This window comes from Edaphobacter sp. FHG110511_03 (assembly GCF_059115365.1).
In genome coordinates, this window is the sequence record NZ_JBZYWL010000001.1 from 557,478 (window position 1) to 574,787 (window position 17,310).

At 59.9% G+C, this 17,310-nt stretch carries 19 protein-coding genes; 8 read left to right on the forward strand and 11 right to left on the reverse strand.

Annotated features, from left to right (window positions below):
- The first annotated feature begins 36 nt into the window (after positions 1-36).
- Entirely contained in the window at positions 37-1,230 is a 1,194-nt protein-coding gene (locus tag AC5S26_RS02140) for a glycosyltransferase (RefSeq protein WP_494183202.1), read from the forward strand.
- Between the two features lie 55 nt (positions 1,231-1,285).
- Here the strand turns inward: AC5S26_RS02140 and AC5S26_RS02145 are convergent, their stop codons facing one another.
- Both AC5S26_RS02145 and AC5S26_RS02150 read right to left on the reverse strand, forming a co-directional pair.
- Positions 1,286-2,482, reverse strand: coding sequence for a pyridoxal phosphate-dependent aminotransferase (locus AC5S26_RS02145; protein ID WP_494183203.1), 1,197 nt, complete (start codon positions 2,480-2,482; stop codon positions 1,286-1,288).
- An 84-nt stretch (positions 2,483-2,566) separates the two neighbouring features.
- The gene (locus AC5S26_RS02150) at positions 2,567-3,085 is read right to left on the reverse strand and encodes a gamma carbonic anhydrase family protein (RefSeq protein ID WP_494183204.1); all 519 of its coding nucleotides are present in this window, start codon (positions 3,083-3,085) and stop codon (positions 2,567-2,569) included.
- A gap of 382 nt (positions 3,086-3,467) precedes the next feature.
- Here AC5S26_RS02150 and rpsU point away from each other — a divergent pair, with 382 nt between their 5' ends.
- The 5 genes from rpsU to AC5S26_RS02175 all read left to right on the forward strand — a co-directional run bounded on the left by rpsU (position 3,468) and on the right by AC5S26_RS02175 (position 6,701).
- Positions 3,468-3,665 (forward strand): 30S ribosomal protein S21, encoded by a 198-nt coding sequence (rpsU, locus tag AC5S26_RS02155; protein WP_014267628.1) that lies wholly within the window; start codon positions 3,468-3,470, stop codon positions 3,663-3,665.
- Between the two features lie 258 nt (positions 3,666-3,923).
- Positions 3,924-4,313: a zinc-ribbon domain containing protein gene (locus AC5S26_RS02160; protein ID WP_494183205.1), complete on the forward strand. Its 390-nt coding sequence runs from the start codon at positions 3,924-3,926 to the stop codon at positions 4,311-4,313.
- Positions 4,314-4,362: 49 nt separating this feature from the next.
- The gene (locus AC5S26_RS02165) at positions 4,363-5,271 is read left to right on the forward strand and encodes an MBL fold metallo-hydrolase (RefSeq protein ID WP_494183206.1); all 909 of its coding nucleotides are present in this window, start codon (positions 4,363-4,365) and stop codon (positions 5,269-5,271) included.
- Positions 5,272-5,441: 170 nt separating this feature from the next.
- Positions 5,442-6,041, forward strand: coding sequence for a transcription elongation factor GreB (gene greB, locus AC5S26_RS02170; protein WP_494183207.1), 600 nt, complete (start codon positions 5,442-5,444; stop codon positions 6,039-6,041).
- 114 nt (positions 6,042-6,155) lie between these two features.
- Entirely contained in the window at positions 6,156-6,701 is a 546-nt protein-coding gene (locus AC5S26_RS02175; protein ID WP_494183208.1) for a glutathione peroxidase, read from the forward strand.
- A gap of 136 nt (positions 6,702-6,837) precedes the next feature.
- Here AC5S26_RS02175 and AC5S26_RS02180 read toward each other — a convergent pair whose 3' ends face one another.
- The 5 genes from AC5S26_RS02180 to AC5S26_RS02200 form a co-directional block, all read right to left on the reverse strand.
- Entirely contained in the window at positions 6,838-7,167 is a 330-nt protein-coding gene (locus AC5S26_RS02180; protein ID WP_494183209.1) for a DUF1330 domain-containing protein, read from the reverse strand.
- A 440-nt stretch (positions 7,168-7,607) separates the two neighbouring features.
- Positions 7,608-7,871 carry a 50S ribosomal protein L27 gene (rpmA, locus tag AC5S26_RS02185; RefSeq protein ID WP_494183210.1) on the reverse strand — a complete coding sequence of 88 codons (264 nt, stop codon included), beginning with the start codon at positions 7,869-7,871 and terminating at the stop codon, positions 7,608-7,610.
- Between the two features lie 103 nt (positions 7,872-7,974).
- Positions 7,975-8,295, reverse strand: coding sequence for a 50S ribosomal protein L21 (gene rplU / locus AC5S26_RS02190; RefSeq protein ID WP_494183211.1), 321 nt, complete (start codon positions 8,293-8,295; stop codon positions 7,975-7,977).
- A 294-nt stretch (positions 8,296-8,589) separates the two neighbouring features.
- On the reverse strand, positions 8,590-9,504 hold the full coding sequence (locus AC5S26_RS02195) for a formate/nitrite transporter family protein (RefSeq protein WP_494183212.1): 915 nt from the start codon (positions 9,502-9,504) through the stop codon (positions 8,590-8,592).
- 53 nt (positions 9,505-9,557) lie between these two features.
- Positions 9,558-11,012 (reverse strand): TolC family protein, encoded by a 1,455-nt coding sequence (locus AC5S26_RS02200; protein WP_494183213.1) that lies wholly within the window; start codon positions 11,010-11,012, stop codon positions 9,558-9,560.
- A gap of 180 nt (positions 11,013-11,192) precedes the next feature.
- On the opposite strand from AC5S26_RS02200, the gene AC5S26_RS02205 reads away from it, so the two are divergent.
- The gene (locus AC5S26_RS02205) at positions 11,193-11,882 is read left to right on the forward strand and encodes a DsbA family protein (protein ID WP_494183214.1); all 690 of its coding nucleotides are present in this window, start codon (positions 11,193-11,195) and stop codon (positions 11,880-11,882) included.
- Positions 11,883-12,002: 120 nt separating this feature from the next.
- Here AC5S26_RS02205 and AC5S26_RS02210 read toward each other — a convergent pair whose 3' ends face one another.
- On the reverse strand, positions 12,003-13,064 hold the full coding sequence (locus AC5S26_RS02210) for an AraC family transcriptional regulator (protein ID WP_494183215.1): 1,062 nt from the start codon (positions 13,062-13,064) through the stop codon (positions 12,003-12,005).
- 98 nt (positions 13,065-13,162) lie between these two features.
- Between AC5S26_RS02210 and AC5S26_RS02215 the strand changes: the two genes are divergently transcribed.
- Positions 13,163-14,053 carry an SDR family oxidoreductase gene (locus AC5S26_RS02215; protein WP_494183216.1) on the forward strand — a complete coding sequence of 297 codons (891 nt, stop codon included), beginning with the start codon at positions 13,163-13,165 and terminating at the stop codon, positions 14,051-14,053.
- Positions 14,054-14,143: 90 nt separating this feature from the next.
- Here the strand turns inward: AC5S26_RS02215 and AC5S26_RS02220 are convergent, their stop codons facing one another.
- The 3 genes from AC5S26_RS02220 to AC5S26_RS02230 all read right to left on the reverse strand — a co-directional run bounded on the left by AC5S26_RS02220 (position 14,144) and on the right by AC5S26_RS02230 (position 17,261).
- Positions 14,144-14,818, reverse strand: a complete 675-nt coding sequence (locus tag AC5S26_RS02220) for a class I SAM-dependent methyltransferase (protein ID WP_494183217.1) — start codon at positions 14,816-14,818, stop codon at positions 14,144-14,146.
- A 31-nt stretch (positions 14,819-14,849) separates the two neighbouring features.
- Entirely contained in the window at positions 14,850-15,905 is a 1,056-nt protein-coding gene (locus AC5S26_RS02225) for a radical SAM protein (protein ID WP_494183218.1), read from the reverse strand.
- Between the two features lie 129 nt (positions 15,906-16,034).
- On the reverse strand, positions 16,035-17,261 hold the full coding sequence (locus AC5S26_RS02230; RefSeq protein ID WP_494183219.1) for a PDZ domain-containing protein: 1,227 nt from the start codon (positions 17,259-17,261) through the stop codon (positions 16,035-16,037).
- Between the last annotated feature and the right edge of the window lie 49 nt (positions 17,262-17,310).

A 17,310-nucleotide genomic window follows, 5' to 3' on the forward strand; every position in this document is an offset into this window, starting at 1 on the left:
AAGCTACCGTCAACCGCCCTCGAGTAAAGTAGTGCCATGCGTGTGCCCCGGGTCGCCTACCTTCCCGACTCCTTTCACGAGGTCAACGGCGTCGCACATACTAGCCGCAACTACGTCGCCTACGCGGAGCGCCACGCCCTTCCCTTTCTCTGCATCCGCGCCGGCACTCGCTCGCAGGCCTTCGAGCAGGCAGCTGAACTCCGTACCCTGGAGCTCCAGCGCTCCCGCGCCGCCTTTCGCATCGAAAAGGATCTCCAGTTCGATCCCTTGTTCTTCCGCTATACCCACAGCATCCGCCGCGAGCTTCTTCGCTTTCAGCCCGACCTCATCCACATCACCGGCCCCAGCGAACTCGGCATCTTCGGAGCTTACTTCGCCTGGGAGCAGGGGATTCCGCTCGCCGCTTCCTGGCACACCAACGTGCACGAATACGCTGCCCGTCGTCTCGATTGGCTCTCCCGCCGCTTCTCGCAGAGTACGGGCGCCAGCCTCGAGAGGAACGTCGAGAACGGTTCCCTTTGGGCCACCACTCGCTTCTATTCACTCGCCCGCGTCCTCTTCGCCCCCAATGAAGAGCTGTGCCGCATGCTCGAGCAATCGACCCATCGCCCCTGCCATCTTATGCAGCGCGGTGTCGAGACGGGGCTGTTTTCCCCGGACCACCGCACCCGTCCCATCGACGACTCCACCCTTGTGCTCGGCTACGTAGGACGTCTCTCCATCGAAAAGAACGTCGCGCTGCTTGCCTCGCTGGAGCGTGGCCTGCTCGACCTCGGCATCTCGAACTTTCGCTTCCTCATCATCGGCCACGGCAACGAAGAGGCCCACCTGCGCGCCTCGCTCAAACAGGCCGACTTTCCCGGAGTCCTTCGCGGAGTGGATCTTTCGCGCGCCTACGCCAACATGGACCTCTTCATCTTCCCGTCGCACACCGACACCTTCGGCAATGTCGTCCTTGAAGCGCTCTCCAGCGGTGTCCCCGCCATCGTCACCCCCGGCGGTGGTCCCAAGTACATCGTTCGCGATCAGCAGACGGGCTTCGTCGTTCCCGATACCGGCTTTGTCCCGGCAATCGCCGCGCTCGCCGAGGACCGGTCTCGCCTCACGCAGATGAGACTCGCGGCACGAGCCTACGCGCTGACTTGCAGTTGGGATGCGGTCTTCGATCGCGTCTATGAAGGCTATCGCGATGCCCTGGCGCAACAGCCTGAAGTGGCGCTACCAATCTAACTCACCACCGTCCATCCGCGGTTATTTCAAGCGAGCGGCGCAGGGCGAGAGATTCCTACCGCAGACCCCGCAGCCTCTTGCAGGCCTCCGCCAGATCTTCATCCTTCTTCGCAAAGCAGAATCGCAACAGATCTTCACCCTTGCCTGCCCGAAAGAACGCTGAGCCCGCCACCGCGGCCACGCCCGTCTTTGCCAGCAGAGAACGCGCTCTCTTTGCCGCCGTGTCCCCGGCCAAAACATCTTCCAGCCCTGCCGTCGAAGCCAGGATGTAGTACGCTCCATCCGGCACATGCGGGGTCATCCCTGCATCGCGCAGAGCGCTCACCAGCATCTCGCGCTTGGCTTCATGCTCCAGCGCCAGCCCCGCATAGAACGTCTTTCCCAGCCTCTCGATTCCTGCCGCCACTCCATGCTGGAACGGCGAGGGCGCGCAGACGTACAACAGGTCGTGAAAGTATCCGATCGCCCCAATCCACTTCGAGTCCGCAATCACATATCCGATCCTCCATCCCGTCACCGAGAAGGTCTTCGAATACCCCGACATCACAATCGTTCTCTCGCGCATCCCATCGATCGCGGCGGGAGAGACGTGCTTCGCATCCCCGTACAGGAAGTGCTCGTAGATCTCATCCGTCAGCACGAACAGGTCATGCTCGCGGGCAATCTCCGCCAGCCCTTCCAGCTCCTGGCGTGTGAACACCTTGCCCGCCGGATTGGAAGGCGTGTTCACCACCACGGCGCGCGTCTTCGGCGTGATTGCCGCCCGTACCCTCTCCAGGTCCACGCTCCATGCAGATCCATCGAGCTCTACCGCTACAGGGACGACGCGCAGCGAACGCAGCGTTCCCACGTGGTATCCGTAGAACGGTTCGAACAGCAAAACCTCGTCGCCCGGATCGAACAGCGCCATCGCCACCGCATGAAACGCGCCCGTGGCCCCGCTGGTCACCAGGACCTCGCGCTCCGGATCGACCACCAGATTCTGCATGCGTTCAGTCTTCTCGGCAATCGCCCGCCGCAGCCTCGGGATGCCATCGAGTCGCGTGTAGATGTTATGCCCATCGTGGATCGCCGCAATCGCGCTCTCGGCCACGACCTGGGGAACCTCGGTGTCGCATACCCCCTGCGCCAGATTCACCGCGCCCACGCGATCGCTCTCCACGGTCATGGCACGAATCTCCGACTGCACCACCCGCGGAGCCAGCTCGCTCAACCCCAGCCCACGTCCCTTTGAGACCTCAGCATGCACCATCGCAGTCGCCCTCCATCCGAAGCTTCTTAACGGATTCGTCTATCTTACGTCTGCCCGTCCTCTTCCTTCCGCAACCACGAATGCCTACTTCTTCATCTCCGCCAGGTAGATCGCCGTGTAGTCAAGGTAGTTCTGGGCATACTTCAGGATCATCTTCTGATCCTCTTCCCCCAGCGTCCGCTTCACCTTTCCCGGAATCCCCACAACCAGCGATCGCGGCGGAATCACTGCATGCTCCGGGATCACGGCACCCGCCGCGATAATCGATCCCTCTCCCACGTGAGCATGATTCAGGATCACCGCGCCGATCCCCACCAGTACGTTGTCCTCAAGCGTGCAGCCATGCACCGTCGCGTTATGCCCGATCGTGACCATCTCTCCCACCGTCACCGGGTACAGGTACCGCATTCCATGCAGCACCGCGCAGTCCTGCACATTGCTCTTCGCCCCGATGCGGATCGAATTCACGTCGCCCCGCACTACGGCGTTCATCCACACGCTGGCGTGTTCCCCCAGTTCCACGTCTCCGATCACCTGCGCCGATGGGTCCACATAACAGCTCTCCGGCACAACCGGTGTCTTGCCCTGGTAGCTCCTGATCATCTTCGATCTCCCTCCGCCTTAGAGATTCTAGGCGTCTGGGTGAGGGCAAACGAGTAAGCTGAAGGAAAAGAAGCCCGTTGAACGGGGTTTTTTGAGTAAGAAGAGGTACGGGGACAAAGAGGGGTGAGGGGACGATGTCTCATCCTCTCCACTTCATCATTGCCATCCTGCCCAACGATGTCATCCTGAGCGAAGCCCGAAGCGCGAAAGTCGAAGGACCTGCCGTTCACGTCCATCTCTACTTCTGAGAAGATTTGGCGTGCTTTCGCCTAGCAAGTGAGCTTCCGAATCGGGAAGATTTTCTTCATTTCGTTGCAAAAACACCTGAAAATAGCGTATCCTATTGCCTGTCCCTCTCTGGGAATGTTTGGAGGTGTTTTTCTTGGCAGAGGTTCGAGTTCAAGAAGGCGAACCGCTTGAAAATGCCCTGCGTCGGTTTAAGCGCAAGGTGCAGACAGAAGACATTATTAAAGAAGTCAAGCGTCATTCCTTCTATCTGAAGCCCGGCGAAAAGAAGCGTGTCAAAGAAGCGCTCGCTCGCAAACGAAATCGTAAGAAGGTCCGCAAGGAGCAGGACTAAAAATAAATGCTCCACTAAGGATGGCCCTTTCCAAAGAGAAGGGGCCATCTGTAAAAGACGCCAGCGATTGACTCCCGCTTTCGACCTGGCAAAAGCAGCCGGCATTCGTGCTTCAGCTGCTGTTTTACTGCAATGCTTCCGCCTATGGCGGGCCCCCCAGGCCTACGTACCATCACTAAGGCAGGACGATTACTCACGGACGCCCGCAGAGAATTCCATTGAGTCTTCAGCCTGTCCCGCAGATCGGGAGACGCGGCTATGGAATTCGTAGATCGGTTATTAACGTGCGCAGATTGCGGTGGAGAGTTCATCTTCACGGCAGGCGAACAACTCTTCTTCTTCGACAAACAGTTCAAGAACGACCCCAAGCGATGCAAGCCTTGCAAATCACGGCGTGCAGGAGCCTCGGCTCGTCCTGGATCTGGTCCCGCAGCCGCCGGAATCTCGCGTACCGAGACCCGCACGGTCTGTTCGGACTGTGGCATCGAGACCACCGTTCCCTTTAAGCCCACACAGGGCAGGCCGGTTTTGTGCCGTCAGTGCTTCCAGAACAAGCGGGACATCGCGCCTGCAGTCGAGGCGACCATCGAAACGGTGCCTCTTACAACAGAGATGATGGCTTCCGCCGTGCACGCTCCGCTGGTCTGAAGGCCGTAGCCCTTAACATCTGTCCATTCCGACCGGTACCATGGTCGGGATGACAGATGAAGCGCAACTCCTTCATGGCACCTTCGACTTGGTGCGCGCACGCGCTCAGGTCGGAAAATTCGACCTTACCGTCTGTACCGACGGCACGTATCTCCTCGACGGAGGAGCTATGTTTGGCGTGGTACCGAAGCCCCTGTGGCAGAAGCGCTCCCCTGCGGACGAGCAGAACCGCATCCTGCTGGGCCTGAACACAGTCGTCGTTCGCACTGGCGCCCATACGGTCGTGATTGAGACCGGGATCGGCAACAAGCAAAACGAAAAGATGCGCGAGATCCACCAGAACCAGGAGCTCCTGCCTCAGTCTCTTGCCGCTGCAGGCGTGCGCCCGGAAGAGGTCGATATCGTCATCAACTCGCACCTGCACTTCGATCACTGCGGCTGGAACACCACGCTTCATCCCGACGGCTCGGTTACGCCCACCTTCCCGAACGCCCGCTACTTTGCCCATCTCGGCGAAGTCGAGCACGGCCATCTGCAGCTTGACCGCGACCGCGTTAGCTATCTCTCTCCCAACTACGATCCACTGATCGAGGAGGGACAGATGACCCTGCTCACCACCAAGGGAATTCAGGAAGATCCGGAGATTATCCCCGGCATCTGGGTCGAGCTCTTCCCCGGCCACACGCGCCAGCTGATGGCCGTGCACATCGAGTCGGAAGACCAGCGCGCCTGCTACATCTCCGATCTGATTCCTACAACCGCGCATCTCGATCCCACCTGGGTCATGGGCTATGACCTCGATCCGCTGGAGTCGATCGTGCAGAGGAAGCGTTTCTACAAAAGGGCCATTCCGGAGAACTGGCTTGTCCTCTTCACCCACGACCATCACACGCCGATGGCTCGAATCGGATGGAACGAGAAGGGAAGGCCGGTCGTGCTGCCTGGAGATTCGCAGTAAATGGCAGGGAAATGCGTGGATGTGGGAGGCTGTTAAGAATCTCGTCCGCTCGGCGACTCTTAATCTTCCAACTGACGATAAGCCAACTTCCCGGCACTAAGTGGAAGTCATGCCCGGACTAGTATCGATAAAAGCCGATAGTTCAAATCGCGTTGAGAGAGGGCCGCAGGATGCGAAAAGGGTTTACGAGAAGACCGAAAGTAGAGGAGCCCGCGGCGAACCACGATAAAAACTACATCACTCCAGGCGGGATCGAACGTCTGAAAGATGAGCGCCATTTTTTGCTCACCAAGGATCGCCCGGCCGTGGTGGAGGTAGTGGCGTGGGCTGCGGGCAATGGCGATCGCAGTGAAAACGCCGACTACCAGTACAGCAAGCGAAGACTGCGGCAGATCGATGGACGGGTTCGTTTCCTGACAAAACGAATCGAAGCCGCGGAGGTGATAGATCCGGAAGCTCCGAGAACGGGGCAGCGGGCGACAAGGGCGTTCTTTGGAGCCACCGTGCGTTATGCGAATGCCGCGGGGGCAGAGCGAGTGGTGAGCATCGTCGGCACAGATGAAGTCAATCTCGACCGCAACCACATCAGTTGGGCCTCCCCCTTGGGGCGCGCCTTTATGAGAGCGGCAGAGGACGACGAAGTGGTTGTTCATGCGCCGGGCGGCACTGAAACCCTGACGGTGCTGGAAGTGCGGTACGAGCGCATCTCCGTAGAACCCTTCCACGCACCACCTGGGTCCGAAGTCTCAACAAAGGGACTTGATCGCTGACACTCAATGAGCAAGGCTATCGCTCCTGGGCGGAACAACCGATCGGCACCGGCTCTGTCGCCTAAATCAGCCGCACAGGTACACTGGCGACATAACGATTTTCTGGAGATACCTGTGCGAAAGATCTTCCTGATGCTGATTTTGCTGGTACTGGGCGGCGTGGCCGTGGCCGATGCCGGTGCGCCCGTCTACAAGTTCAAACTGAGCACCATCGACGGTGACCCGACCACGCTCGGCGCCTACAAGGGCAAGGTACTACTGGTGGTCAATGTCGCCAGCGCCTGCGGATTTACTCCGCAGTACACCGCGCTCGAGGCCGTCTACGAGAAGTACAAGGACAAGGGCCTGGTGATTGTGGGCGTGCCGGCGAACAACTTCGGCAACCAGGAGTCCGGCACCAATGCAACGATCAAAGAGTTCTGCAGCGCCAAGTTCCACGTGAAGTTTCCGATGATGGCAAAGGTCTCGGTAAAGGGCGAAGATAAGACTCCGCTCTACCAGTACCTCACTGCGGCGCCCAACGTTAGCGGCGAGATTAAGTGGAACTTCACCAAGTTCCTCATCGCACGCAACGGACAGCCAATCGCTCGCTTTGAGCCAGCCGTGACGCCGGATTCCCCACAGGTGATCTCGGCGATCGAGACTGCGCTGAAGCCCTAGTCGCTGCGGTGTATGAAAGCCCGCTCTTAAGAGCGGGCTTTTCTTTTGAAGCTGCATCTTGTGTAGGAAGAGTAGTTCGACTCTAGGGGAAGCAATCCTGAGTCGTTGCGCGCGGCCTGAGTCCTTCTGTGTCAAGTCAGGATTTCGATTCCGGCATTCGCTCTGCCGCCGGCACAAATCCACCCTCCACGAGAATAAGATCGAAATTGGCCGCTCCTTCGCGGCGTTTCTTCACTTCCTGGTAGGCTGCGCTGGTGTACCAGTGCCGTGCCGCTTCCATCGAAGGAAATTCAAACAGGACCACTCCCAGCACACCACCATCGCCTTCAAGAACCTCGAACGGCTTGTAGGCTACAAGCGGCTTGGCGTCAAATCCCTTAAACGCTGGCCCAACATTGGCCCAGTAATCTTCAAGGTGCTTCCGGTCAGTAACGTGTCTGCACAATGAAATAAGATACGCGGGCATGGTTCTCCTTTTCAGCTTGCCCGGCTCGGCGAAGCCCTCATTCCCTTGACGATATCGCGGAGCTGGTGTGTTGCGTACTTTCGGATTGGATGCGCTTTCAGCAAAGACTTGGGATCGATTTTGTCAACTGACCGTTTTGAAAAAAGACTCTCCGGGGAGCAGCGCTTGAGCCGTGCTTAACAGACTCTGGAAGGACACAGCGAGAAGCACTCATCGAGCAAAGGCTTGGGGCGGCATTGAACATTAGCCCTGATAAACGCCGTTGTGGGAACTTACCAGGCGCCAACTCCCGATCTGTCGACCTCTCGGAAGTTGGACCGGCAATGATCCGGTTCGAGCATAGCGTTTCGTAACAGTCTCGTAGAACCCCACAACGCGTGGCACAGCGCGTAGACAGCAAAAGCCCTGCCGAAGCAGGGCTTTTGCAAAGCTGACTGAATTTACGCGGTTGCGACCGGCTCGATGGACACGAAGCGGCCATGCTGGCCACGGTCCTGGAACTTCACCACGCCGTCGATCTTGGCGAACAGGGTATCGTCCTTACCGCGGCCGACATTCAGGCCGGGCTTCAGCGGGGTGCCGCGCTGGCGAACCAGGATGGAACCGCCGGTGACCGTCTGGCCGCCGAAGCGCTTTACGCCGAGGCGCTGCGCGTTGGAGTCGCGACCGTTTTTGGAAGAACCTAGACCTTTTTTATGTGCCATTTCGATTGCCTCTTTTTGCGCTGCTCCACGAAGAATTCAGGGAAGCGGGACGCTTGAAAATCTAAATTTTGGGATAACCGGCAAAACTGCGAACAGCGGTTACCTACTTCAGCGACTTGCCGTTGACGAGGATCTCGTTGATCTTGACCTCGACGTAGTTCTGGCGGTGACCCTGCATCTTCTTGTACTGCTTCTTGCGCTTCAGCTTGAAGACCAGAATCTTGTCGCCACGGCCTTCGCCCACGACCGATGCGGTCACCTTGGCGCCGTTCAGGTCTCCCTCGAACTTGCCTGCCTCGCCGGAGACGGCGAGAACGTCGGAGAACTCGACGGCTCCGTCGTTGTGAGCGGTGGTCTCGATCTTCAGGGTGTCGCCGGGAGCGACCCGATACTGCTTGCCGCCGGTGCGGATGACTGCGTACATGGTTGAAACCTCTAAGCGGGGCACTCCGAAGGAGCGCTGACTGCTTCCTTGATGAATTGTGCTGCACGGGGCTTTGCGGGAGTGGTGCATCAAGTCAACTGGAGCCGAACCCAATCTCTCCGGTTCAAATCCTGCCGTACCTGACGTTGAGACACACTTGCCACAGCGCCAAACTTAATGAGTTTACCGTGTCGGCCTTCGTGGGTCAACTCATTCAGCGGGAAACACCTGCATTTCAGCGGAAAATGCTTCCTGGTTACCAGGATAACCCACGGAATACGGGGCTAAATAACCCTAAACCTCCGTACCTTCACTATCGGAAGCAGCTGGCGCGGGAGTCTGCGGTGCAGGTGCGAGAGCCTCGGCCTCCCGATCCCCTCCGTAGACTACCTGCCCGTATTCCAGCAGCGTGACCATGCCGACACCACCGCAGATATTTCCCGCGACCGCGGGGATGAGCCATCGCGGGTAGTCCATCGCCGGAGCGTGCCCAAGGAAGACCGCCGTAAGGATCTCACCGCTGGCGGCGATGCAGTGGGAAAAACTGCCTAGCCCCACCACGAAGGCCAGCATCCAAATGATCATCACCGAGCCGGTGATCGAGTGCGAGCCCGAGACCAGCCACGCCACTGTGGCGATGATCCAGCCGCCCACAACACCGCTCCAGAAGACCGTTGCGGCAGGACGATGGACCGCCTCCGTCCCCAACCAGGAGAGAGCATCGACCACGTCGTGCCGCAGGGCTCCGGTATAGGACGCCAGCAGGGCAAAGGCCGCAGCGCCGAGAACATTTGCCGCAAGAACAATTCCCCACAGCTTGAGCGTCTTCCAGACGTGCCGCTTCTCCGCGAGCACCAGCGCCACCGGGTAGAGCGTATTTTCCGTGAAGAGCTGCGACCGCCCAAGAATGACCGCGATGAAGCCGAGCGGATAAAACATCTTCGCGATAAACAGCGTGATATTGGAAGGAGCCTGGCCTGCAGGAGTAAGCAGGGCGATGGCGATGGCATTGCCCATGCCGGAGAGGCCCATGAAGATTCCTCCGGCGACGCCCGAGATGAACAAAGAGATGCCGGACCGGCCAAGCTCCTGGCGGGCGTTGTTGGCCACCTGTTCATAGATGTCCTGTGCGCTGGGGCGCTCCAGGTGCATCTGGGCCGGGGCAGGAGGAGGCGGCGCAGTTTGGCGTCGTCGGAGTCGAAAGGCCATCGTGACTGAGATGCCAAAACCAGCTACGACGTAAGCCGATTGGATTCAGCTATTCAACGGCCAAGATAGGTCTTGTACTGGGTCTCGACGACGCCGGTATTCCGGGCCAGCAAAAGCTTCGCCTGGTTGTACTGGTAGAGCGTCTCGACCAGCCTCGATTGCGCTGCTGCGAGTGTGGCCTGCGCCTGCACAACCGGGAGATTGTCGTCGATGCCAGCGGCGAACCGGTCGGTCGTATCCTGCAGGGTCTGCGTGGCCAGGCCGACGTTGCTCTGCGCGACCTTGACCTGCTCGTTGGTGGCCTCTACATCCAGCATGGCCGAGCGAATCTGCTGTTCAATCGTGACCTTCAGACTCTGGACCTGCTGCTGCAGCCCAGAGAGCTGCGATTGGGCCACCTCGCGCTCGCCGCGAAGCTGGCCTTCCTGGAAGATCGGGAACGACAACTTGCCCATGGCGGAAAATACGCCGTGATAGAGGCCTTGGGTCTCGCCCAGCACGCCGTAGTACCCGTTGACGGAGACCGAGGGAAGCCGCTCGTACTTCACCGCCTTCAAAGTCCGGTCCGCAAGCTCCGCCTGGGACTCGAGGCTGCGCAGGTCTTTTCGCCGCTCCATGGCGAGGGTCATCGCCTGCTCCAAAGGAAGCGCGGCAAACTCGGCATAGGGAGTCGTATCGGTCAGGGTCAGCTCCTGTTCGGCAGGCATTCCCATCAGCCGGTTCAGGGCAATCTTGTCCTTGGCGAAGAGATTCTCGTTATTGATCAGCGTCTGCTGCTGGGTCTGGAGCTGCACCCGCGCCCGCAGGACATCGAGGTTCGTTCCCACTCCGGCGTCATGCGAGGCAGTAGCCTGGCTCAGCGCCACCTCGTCGGCCTTCAGCAGCGCCCGGGCATTTTCGATCTCCGAGGCATCGGCGACGGCGCGCAGATATTGCGTGGCGATGTTCAAAGCCACCACTCCGCGCTGGTTCAGCGTCGTCCACGAGGCCACCTCGTCGGCCCTCTGCGCCGCGCGATAGAGATAGTAGGCCGGGACGTTGAAGAGCTGCTGGCTGAGATTCAGCTGCGCCGAAGTAACGTTGACCTTCACGATAGTTGGGAAGTTGGAGGTATCAAATCCCGGAAGGCTAACTTCGCCCGGTGTAAATCCCAGCGCCGCAAGGTTAATCTGCTGCGCCGAAGTCTTCGCCTCCGCGGTCATGGTGGGAAGCAGGTTGTTCTTTACCTGCAGAACCTGGCCGTGAACCGACCGCTGATTCTGGAGATTCAACACGATCCCGATGTTGTGCTGGAGGCCCCGTTCGATCGCCTCGTCGATGCTCAAAGGCAGGGCTCCGGGAGTTGCCCTCTCCATCACGACTCCGCTCCCCAGCTGCGTGACCGGAGCGGTCGACGCTACATTCGGTTCAGGGGCTGACGGAAGCTCTTCAGGCTTCGGCTGCTGAGCCGGCGAAACAGCGGCGAAACTCAGCCATAGGGCCGCAACCGGCAGAAACTTCCTTGTCATGGAGGGGCGGGGCTTCACTTTCATCTAAAGAATGTTTGAACCGCAAAACGTGGAATCTTTTGTTATCAGTAGGATTAGATTACCCGCCCGCCGTGGGGGTTGCGAAAATCTACGGCAAAATCGGGTGCGGGCTCCCGGCTCGTCTAAAATACAAACAAAGGCTTTATGCGTCCAACCTCCATGAACCGCATCGTTCTCGCCGCCACCATGCTCGCCGCCCTCTGCCTTCCTGCAGCGGCCCAGTTCTCCGCGCCTCCCAACTCGGGCAACGCCTTCAAAGACACCTCGATGCTGAAGCCGCCGGCCGGAGTCAAGGTCGCCATCTACAAGTTTGAGGATCTGGAGTGCCCGGCCTGCGCGCATGCGTATCCGATCGTGCACTCCGCGGCCGAGCGGTACAAGATTCCCATCGTCCGTCATGACTTCCCGCTCAAGATGCACATCTGGAGCCGCGATGCCGCCATCACGTCCCGATACCTGCAGGACAAGGTCTCGCCCGAAGTGGCCGAAGAGTTTCGCGGCGCGGTCTTCGCCGCCCAGACCTCCATCGCCTCCAAGGACGATCTGGTCACCTTCACGCATCGCTTCTTCCAGTCGCACAAGCTGAATGAGCCGTTCGTGATCGATCCGGCGGGACGCTTCGCCGCCGAGATCAACGCCGACTACACCCTCGGCGAGCGCATCGGCATCACCCAGACCCCCACCATCTGGGTGGTAAGCCAGAAGAACTGGGTTCAGGTAACCGATATCAACCAGCTCTACGCCACCATCGACACCATGGAGTCGCAGGTCGCCGCCAGCACCCCGGGCAAAACAGCGAGCACAGCCGCAAACTCCAAGCTTCGCCACGCTACAGGAACTCAGAAGTAGTCTGCGAAGGAATCCATACAACTCAGGCCCTGACCGTCGCAGGAATCGATGCGGTCAGGGCCTGAGTTTGTTTGACGAGACCCGGCATCGTCGGGAAGACTCCGCATCGCATAGAGCGTTCTACCCGGTTCCGACAAGTTCATGCTCATGATCGTCAGCGACGTGCTTCGCAGCAACGGCGTACTGCGTGGCAGACCGGGCGTACCGCCGTGGAGAACAACCCATAACGCGACGGAAGGCCTTACCGAAGGCGCTCTCGGAGTCGTAACCCAGTGACTGCGCGATGGCGGAAAGACCCTCCGAGGAGTTCTTCAGGCGGTCAGCGGCCAGAAGCATGCGCCAGCGGGCGAGATACTCCATGGGCGTGGTGCCGACGATCTCGCGGAAGCGCAGGGCGAAGACCGAGCGCGACATGCCGACGCGTTCGGCCAGCAACTGCAATGTCCACGGATGTCCCGGGTCGTGGTGCATGCTGGTGATGGCGAGGCCCATGTGCTTGTCAGAAAGCGCGGAAAGCCAGCCGGGGCCAGCGCTGGCGGCATCCGCCAGGTGCAGGCGCAGGGCCTGGATGAGCATCATGTAGGCGAGCTGCTGCGCAATCAGCGAACCGCCGGGCTGCGGGTTGCGGAGTTCCTCGCGCAGCCGCTCGAGCGACCAGCGCATCGCGGCCTTGTCTGACTCCCGGCGAATATGGACGATCGGCGGCAGCGATTGCAGGAGCATCTCGGCGTGGCTTCCCGTAAAGCCGAAGAAGCCTCCGGCAATGTATCGCGCGCCCTCGGTGATCTCCGCGACGTCATGGGTCTTGCTCATCCGCTCTCGCGCGAGCATGTAATGAATCGGTTCCAGCGAGAGGTCGGTAGCAAGCCGGAACGGAAGTCCGCGCGGCAAAATGAAACAGTCGCCGACGTCGAGCAGGATTGGGTCCGGGACGCCTTCGACGACCACCCAGCACTGTCCAGCAAGCACGGCATAGCACTTGATGCCTTGATGCTTCGGGAAAGAAATCGCCATATCTCCCGGCACCAGGAAGCCGCCGGAGGCCAGGCTTTGCGGCTTCAGCAGGGCGAGAACCTCGGAGAGCGGATCCATAGGCTGACTGGATGCCAGACCCAGTTGCAAAAGCGCCGTCTTCGATCTCTGAGCCTCGGGATTTTCCGGCAGGACGATTGGACCAACCATACGGACTTTCAGTATAGATCGTCCGTCTTTTCGAGGCCATCTACTGATCGACGGCGCAGATAGGCCGCATAATCGTGAAATTTTAAGGAGACATCATCATGCGTATCTTTGTGACCGGGGCACCGGGATTCATTGGTTCGGTGCTTGTTCCGAACCTGATCCAGGCAGGGCATCATGTGTTGGGGCTGACGCGATCGGACGCTGGCGCTGAAGTGTTGCGAAAGGCAGGGGCCGAGGTACTGCATGGCAACATTGAGGACCTCGACAGCTTGCGAAGAGGAGCCGCCGGGACGGACGGCGTCATTCATCTGGCCTTCAACCATGACTTTTCCCAGTTTCAGAAGAACTGTGACGACGACCACAAGGCAATCGAGGCGATCGGCGAGGTGCTGATGGGTTCGGACCGGCCGTTCGTGATCACCTCGGGTACGGCCATCGCGGCCAATGTGGATGGCCAGCCATCGACGGAAGACAGCCCGATGGCTTCGTGGAACCCGCGTTCGGCTTCGGAAGCGGCGGTGAAGCAGGTAACGGCGCGCGGCGTGAATACCTCCGTGGTCCGGCTGCCGCAGGTTCACGACACACGGAAGCAAGGGTTGGTACCTTACCTTCTCGCCGCGGCGCGAGAGAGAGGCGTCTCAGGGTACATCGGCGACGGCAGCAATCGCTGGCCGGCGGCACACGTCTCCGACGTCGCGCGGCTCTATCAACTGGCCTTTGAAAAAGGGGAGCGGGGCGCGATCTATCATGCGGTGGACGAGGAGGGCGTCACGATGAAGTCAATCGTCGAGGCACACGGCCGCGGGCTGAAAGTGCCGGTCGTCAGCCTCAAACCCGAGGAGGCTGAGGCACACTTCGGCTGGCTTGGCCGCTTCGCCGGACATGATATGCCAGCCTCAGGCGCGATCACGCAACAGAAGCTGAACTGGAAGCCAACCGGGCCGGGCCTGATCGCCGATCTGAACGGTATGGACTATACACAGGCCTAAGTAGAACCGGCGCACCGGTGATTGCCTGATTTGCCGGTGCGCTTTTCATCCATCAGCGACCAGGGCCCTCTATTGCGGGAGCTCGGTCGCTTACTTCGCGACGAAGATCATGAAGTAGTCCTGGCCATCGGCCTTGGTGAAGTCGTAGGTCGCGCTCAGGCGGAATCCTGCCTCGCCCATCTCCTTTTCGACCACGTCGTGGTCGAGGCCGTGATTGGCGCCATTACCATTCTTGTCGATGATCCCGACTCTGCCGTCCTCTCGCAGCGCAGGCCGCAGCTTCTTCATGAAATCCACCGGATGCGCGATCTCGTGATAGACCTTCAGCAGAAGCACGGCATCCACGCTTCCGGAAGGAAGCATCGGATCATCGGGCCTTCCGAGAACAGTCCGTACATTGTCGAGATCTTCCTTCTTGACCCTCTTGCCGATGAATTCGATGGCAAGGGGATTGATGTCCTCCGCAAGCACCGCACCGGTGGGACCAACGCGTTTCGAAGCCCGAACCGTGAACCATCCCGAACCGGCGCCGATGTCCGCGACGTTCTTTCCCGCCTTGATGCCGAGCAGATCCATCACGCGATCGATCTGGAGCTTTTTGGCGCGATCCGGGTATTCAAAGATGGAGAGATCGCCGGAATAAGGTGTGCTCGTAGGACGCTGGTCGCCTGTCTGGGGAGTCAGTGAAGGAGCCGCCTGCGGTTGCGCGCAGGGCGCGAGGAGCGCGACGGAAAACAGCAGTGCGACAAAACGAGATGCGCGCATCCTGCCTCCAGTACAACGATGCTTCTACTCGCTACTGAATCTGCACCAGCTCCTGAGACCCTGCGTCATGCGACGATCCCGGAGTCACCATGTCCTTCTGCGGGGCGCGCCAGTGATCGATGTAGCTGACCTGGTGAACGCAGCTGATGGTGCAACCCGGGGAACAGCCCTTCTCGGTCAGGAACTCTCGCTTGACGTCGGCGGTGGTGTACTCGGCCAAAGGAACGCCAGGAAAGCCGCGCTGCTGGCTGCAGTAGTGCACCAGGCCGTTCTCGCAGATGTACAGGTATCGACCTCCGGCACGGCAACGCCAGTCATTGGTCTTGCCGTTGGCGATCGCCTCCTGGAAGTGGTTGAAGCGCGAGTAGCTGCGCCGCGTCATCGAGCGCACCTTGTCCCACACCTTGCGTTCAGCATCGCCGAGAGGCTTCAACTGGCCGGTGCCGTCGTGGATGATTCCGATAGTGGAGCTGAACCCGAGCCCCAGGGCTCGCTCGGAGACCACACGTGCGTCGTCGGGATTCGCGATTCCGCCGCCCACCACCGAATTGATGTTCACGTGGAACTCGGCGTGTTCAGCCAGCATTTGCAGCTTCTTGTCCAGAACCTTGAGACTCTTCTTGGAGACCGCATCCGGCATCACGTTATCGATCGAGATCTGCATGTGATCGAGCCCGGCGCGGTTCAGCCTCTGGATGCGGTCAGGCATCAACAGATAGCCGTTGGTGATCATGCCGGCGATCGCGCCGTTCTTGCGGATGCGAGCGATGATCTCGTCGAGATGCGGGTTCAGCAGCGGCTCTCCGCCCGAGATGGTAATCACGCTGGTCCCTAGCCTGCCCAGGTGATCGATGCGACGCAGCATCTCGTCCAGCGGCACCGCTTCGGAGAAATCGTCGTATTCATTGCAATAGGTACAGGCCAGATTGCAACGCCGCATCGGTACGATCTGCGCCATGTACGGATGGCCGGTCGAAACCAGCGCCGAGCCGATGGAGGTCAGCTCGCGAATCTTGCGGGTCGCAGCCTTCCAACGCCGCCTTGCGCTGCTCGGTGGCTTGAGGGATGTGGTCTGGGCAGGGGCCATAGTCAGGGTTAAGTATATCGGATTGGCCGATTTAGGGAGTAACTACGGGAGATCCGGGCCAGGACAGGCACTTCCTCTTAAGGATGGAACGGGGCGTTTTATTGGTAGAACGGGTCGAAGAGCTTCGCGTCAGTCCAGCTGCATCACGTTCCGCATCTGCTGGTGCAGAGCGTTGATCCTGTCGCGGACCTCGGGAGAGTCCATTCGCATCCGCGCCGCCGCAGCCGCGACCTGCTGCCGAGCGAGCACCATCTGGCGCCGGAACTGTGGGTTGTCCGACCAGGCATTGAGCCTCGCCATCATCTGGTTCATCTCGGGAGTATCGCGAACTTCTTCGAGGCTGTTGCGCATCTGCGCGGAGATGGCGTCCAGCATCGGCTCCAGCTCGGCCAGCGTGGCTCGAGTCTGCTCGGCGCCCGGAGTGTTGCCGAAGAAGCCCTCCAGATTGGCCCACGGCTCGACGGAGGAGCGCTTCTTGGAGTCGGGAATCAGGGTCACGGTCTGCTCCTTCTTATCGCGAAGGACCTGGACGCTTACGGATTTGCCACGGTTGTCGTGAATCGTCTTCGACCAGTCGTTGCCGTTAGCCACCTCGACAGAGTTCACCTTGACGACTACGTCACCGGCCTTGATGCCGGCATCGGCTGCGGGGCTGTTGGGCTCGACGCTCCGCACCAGCAGGCCGGCACTTCCCTGGGCTCCGAAGAACTCCGCCAGCTGCGGCCCCATCACCTCCAGCTTCGCCCCGGTATAGGAGGAGCTGACCAGCATGGTCGTGCCAAGGAAGGTATGCGTTCCTTTAACCGAGGCGGACTTGGAAGGCGGAAGGAAGGAGTTTCCCGCGCGTGGGGTATAGGCGGAAGAGTTGCCGGAAGGATCCGGAACGGTGTAGTGCTTCTCCCACGCCTGCCGCTCGACCTCTTCCCGATTCGCCAGCTGCGTCTGTACGGTGCGCTGCTGACCGTCGCGGCTGATCACGAAGGTGACCTGGCGGCCCGCCGGCGTGTCGCGCAGCATGCGGCGAAGCTGCACCTCTCCTTCGATAGTCTGTCCATTCATCTGCAGGATGATGTCGTGAAGCTGCAATCCGGCCTTGCAAGCAGGCCCGTCGTGATCCACTCCCACAATCTCGGCGCCGTGTTGTGCGTCCTTGAGCTTCAGAGTTGAGATCTGGTCCTCGCTGAGGTCGCGCAAATCGACCCCCAGATAGCCCTGGGGCGTTTTGCTCGAAAGGCCCACCATCCGGAACATGGCATCGCCGTGCAGCAGGTTCGACTGCGCCTCGGACGCGGCTCCGTTCACTAGGCCAACGCCCGTTGCGAGAACCAGAATGCCGAACGATTTTGCGTGCCTCATCTTGTCTTCCTTGCAAATCTCAACGTAGGTCGAAGCGATCTCCGCGGTA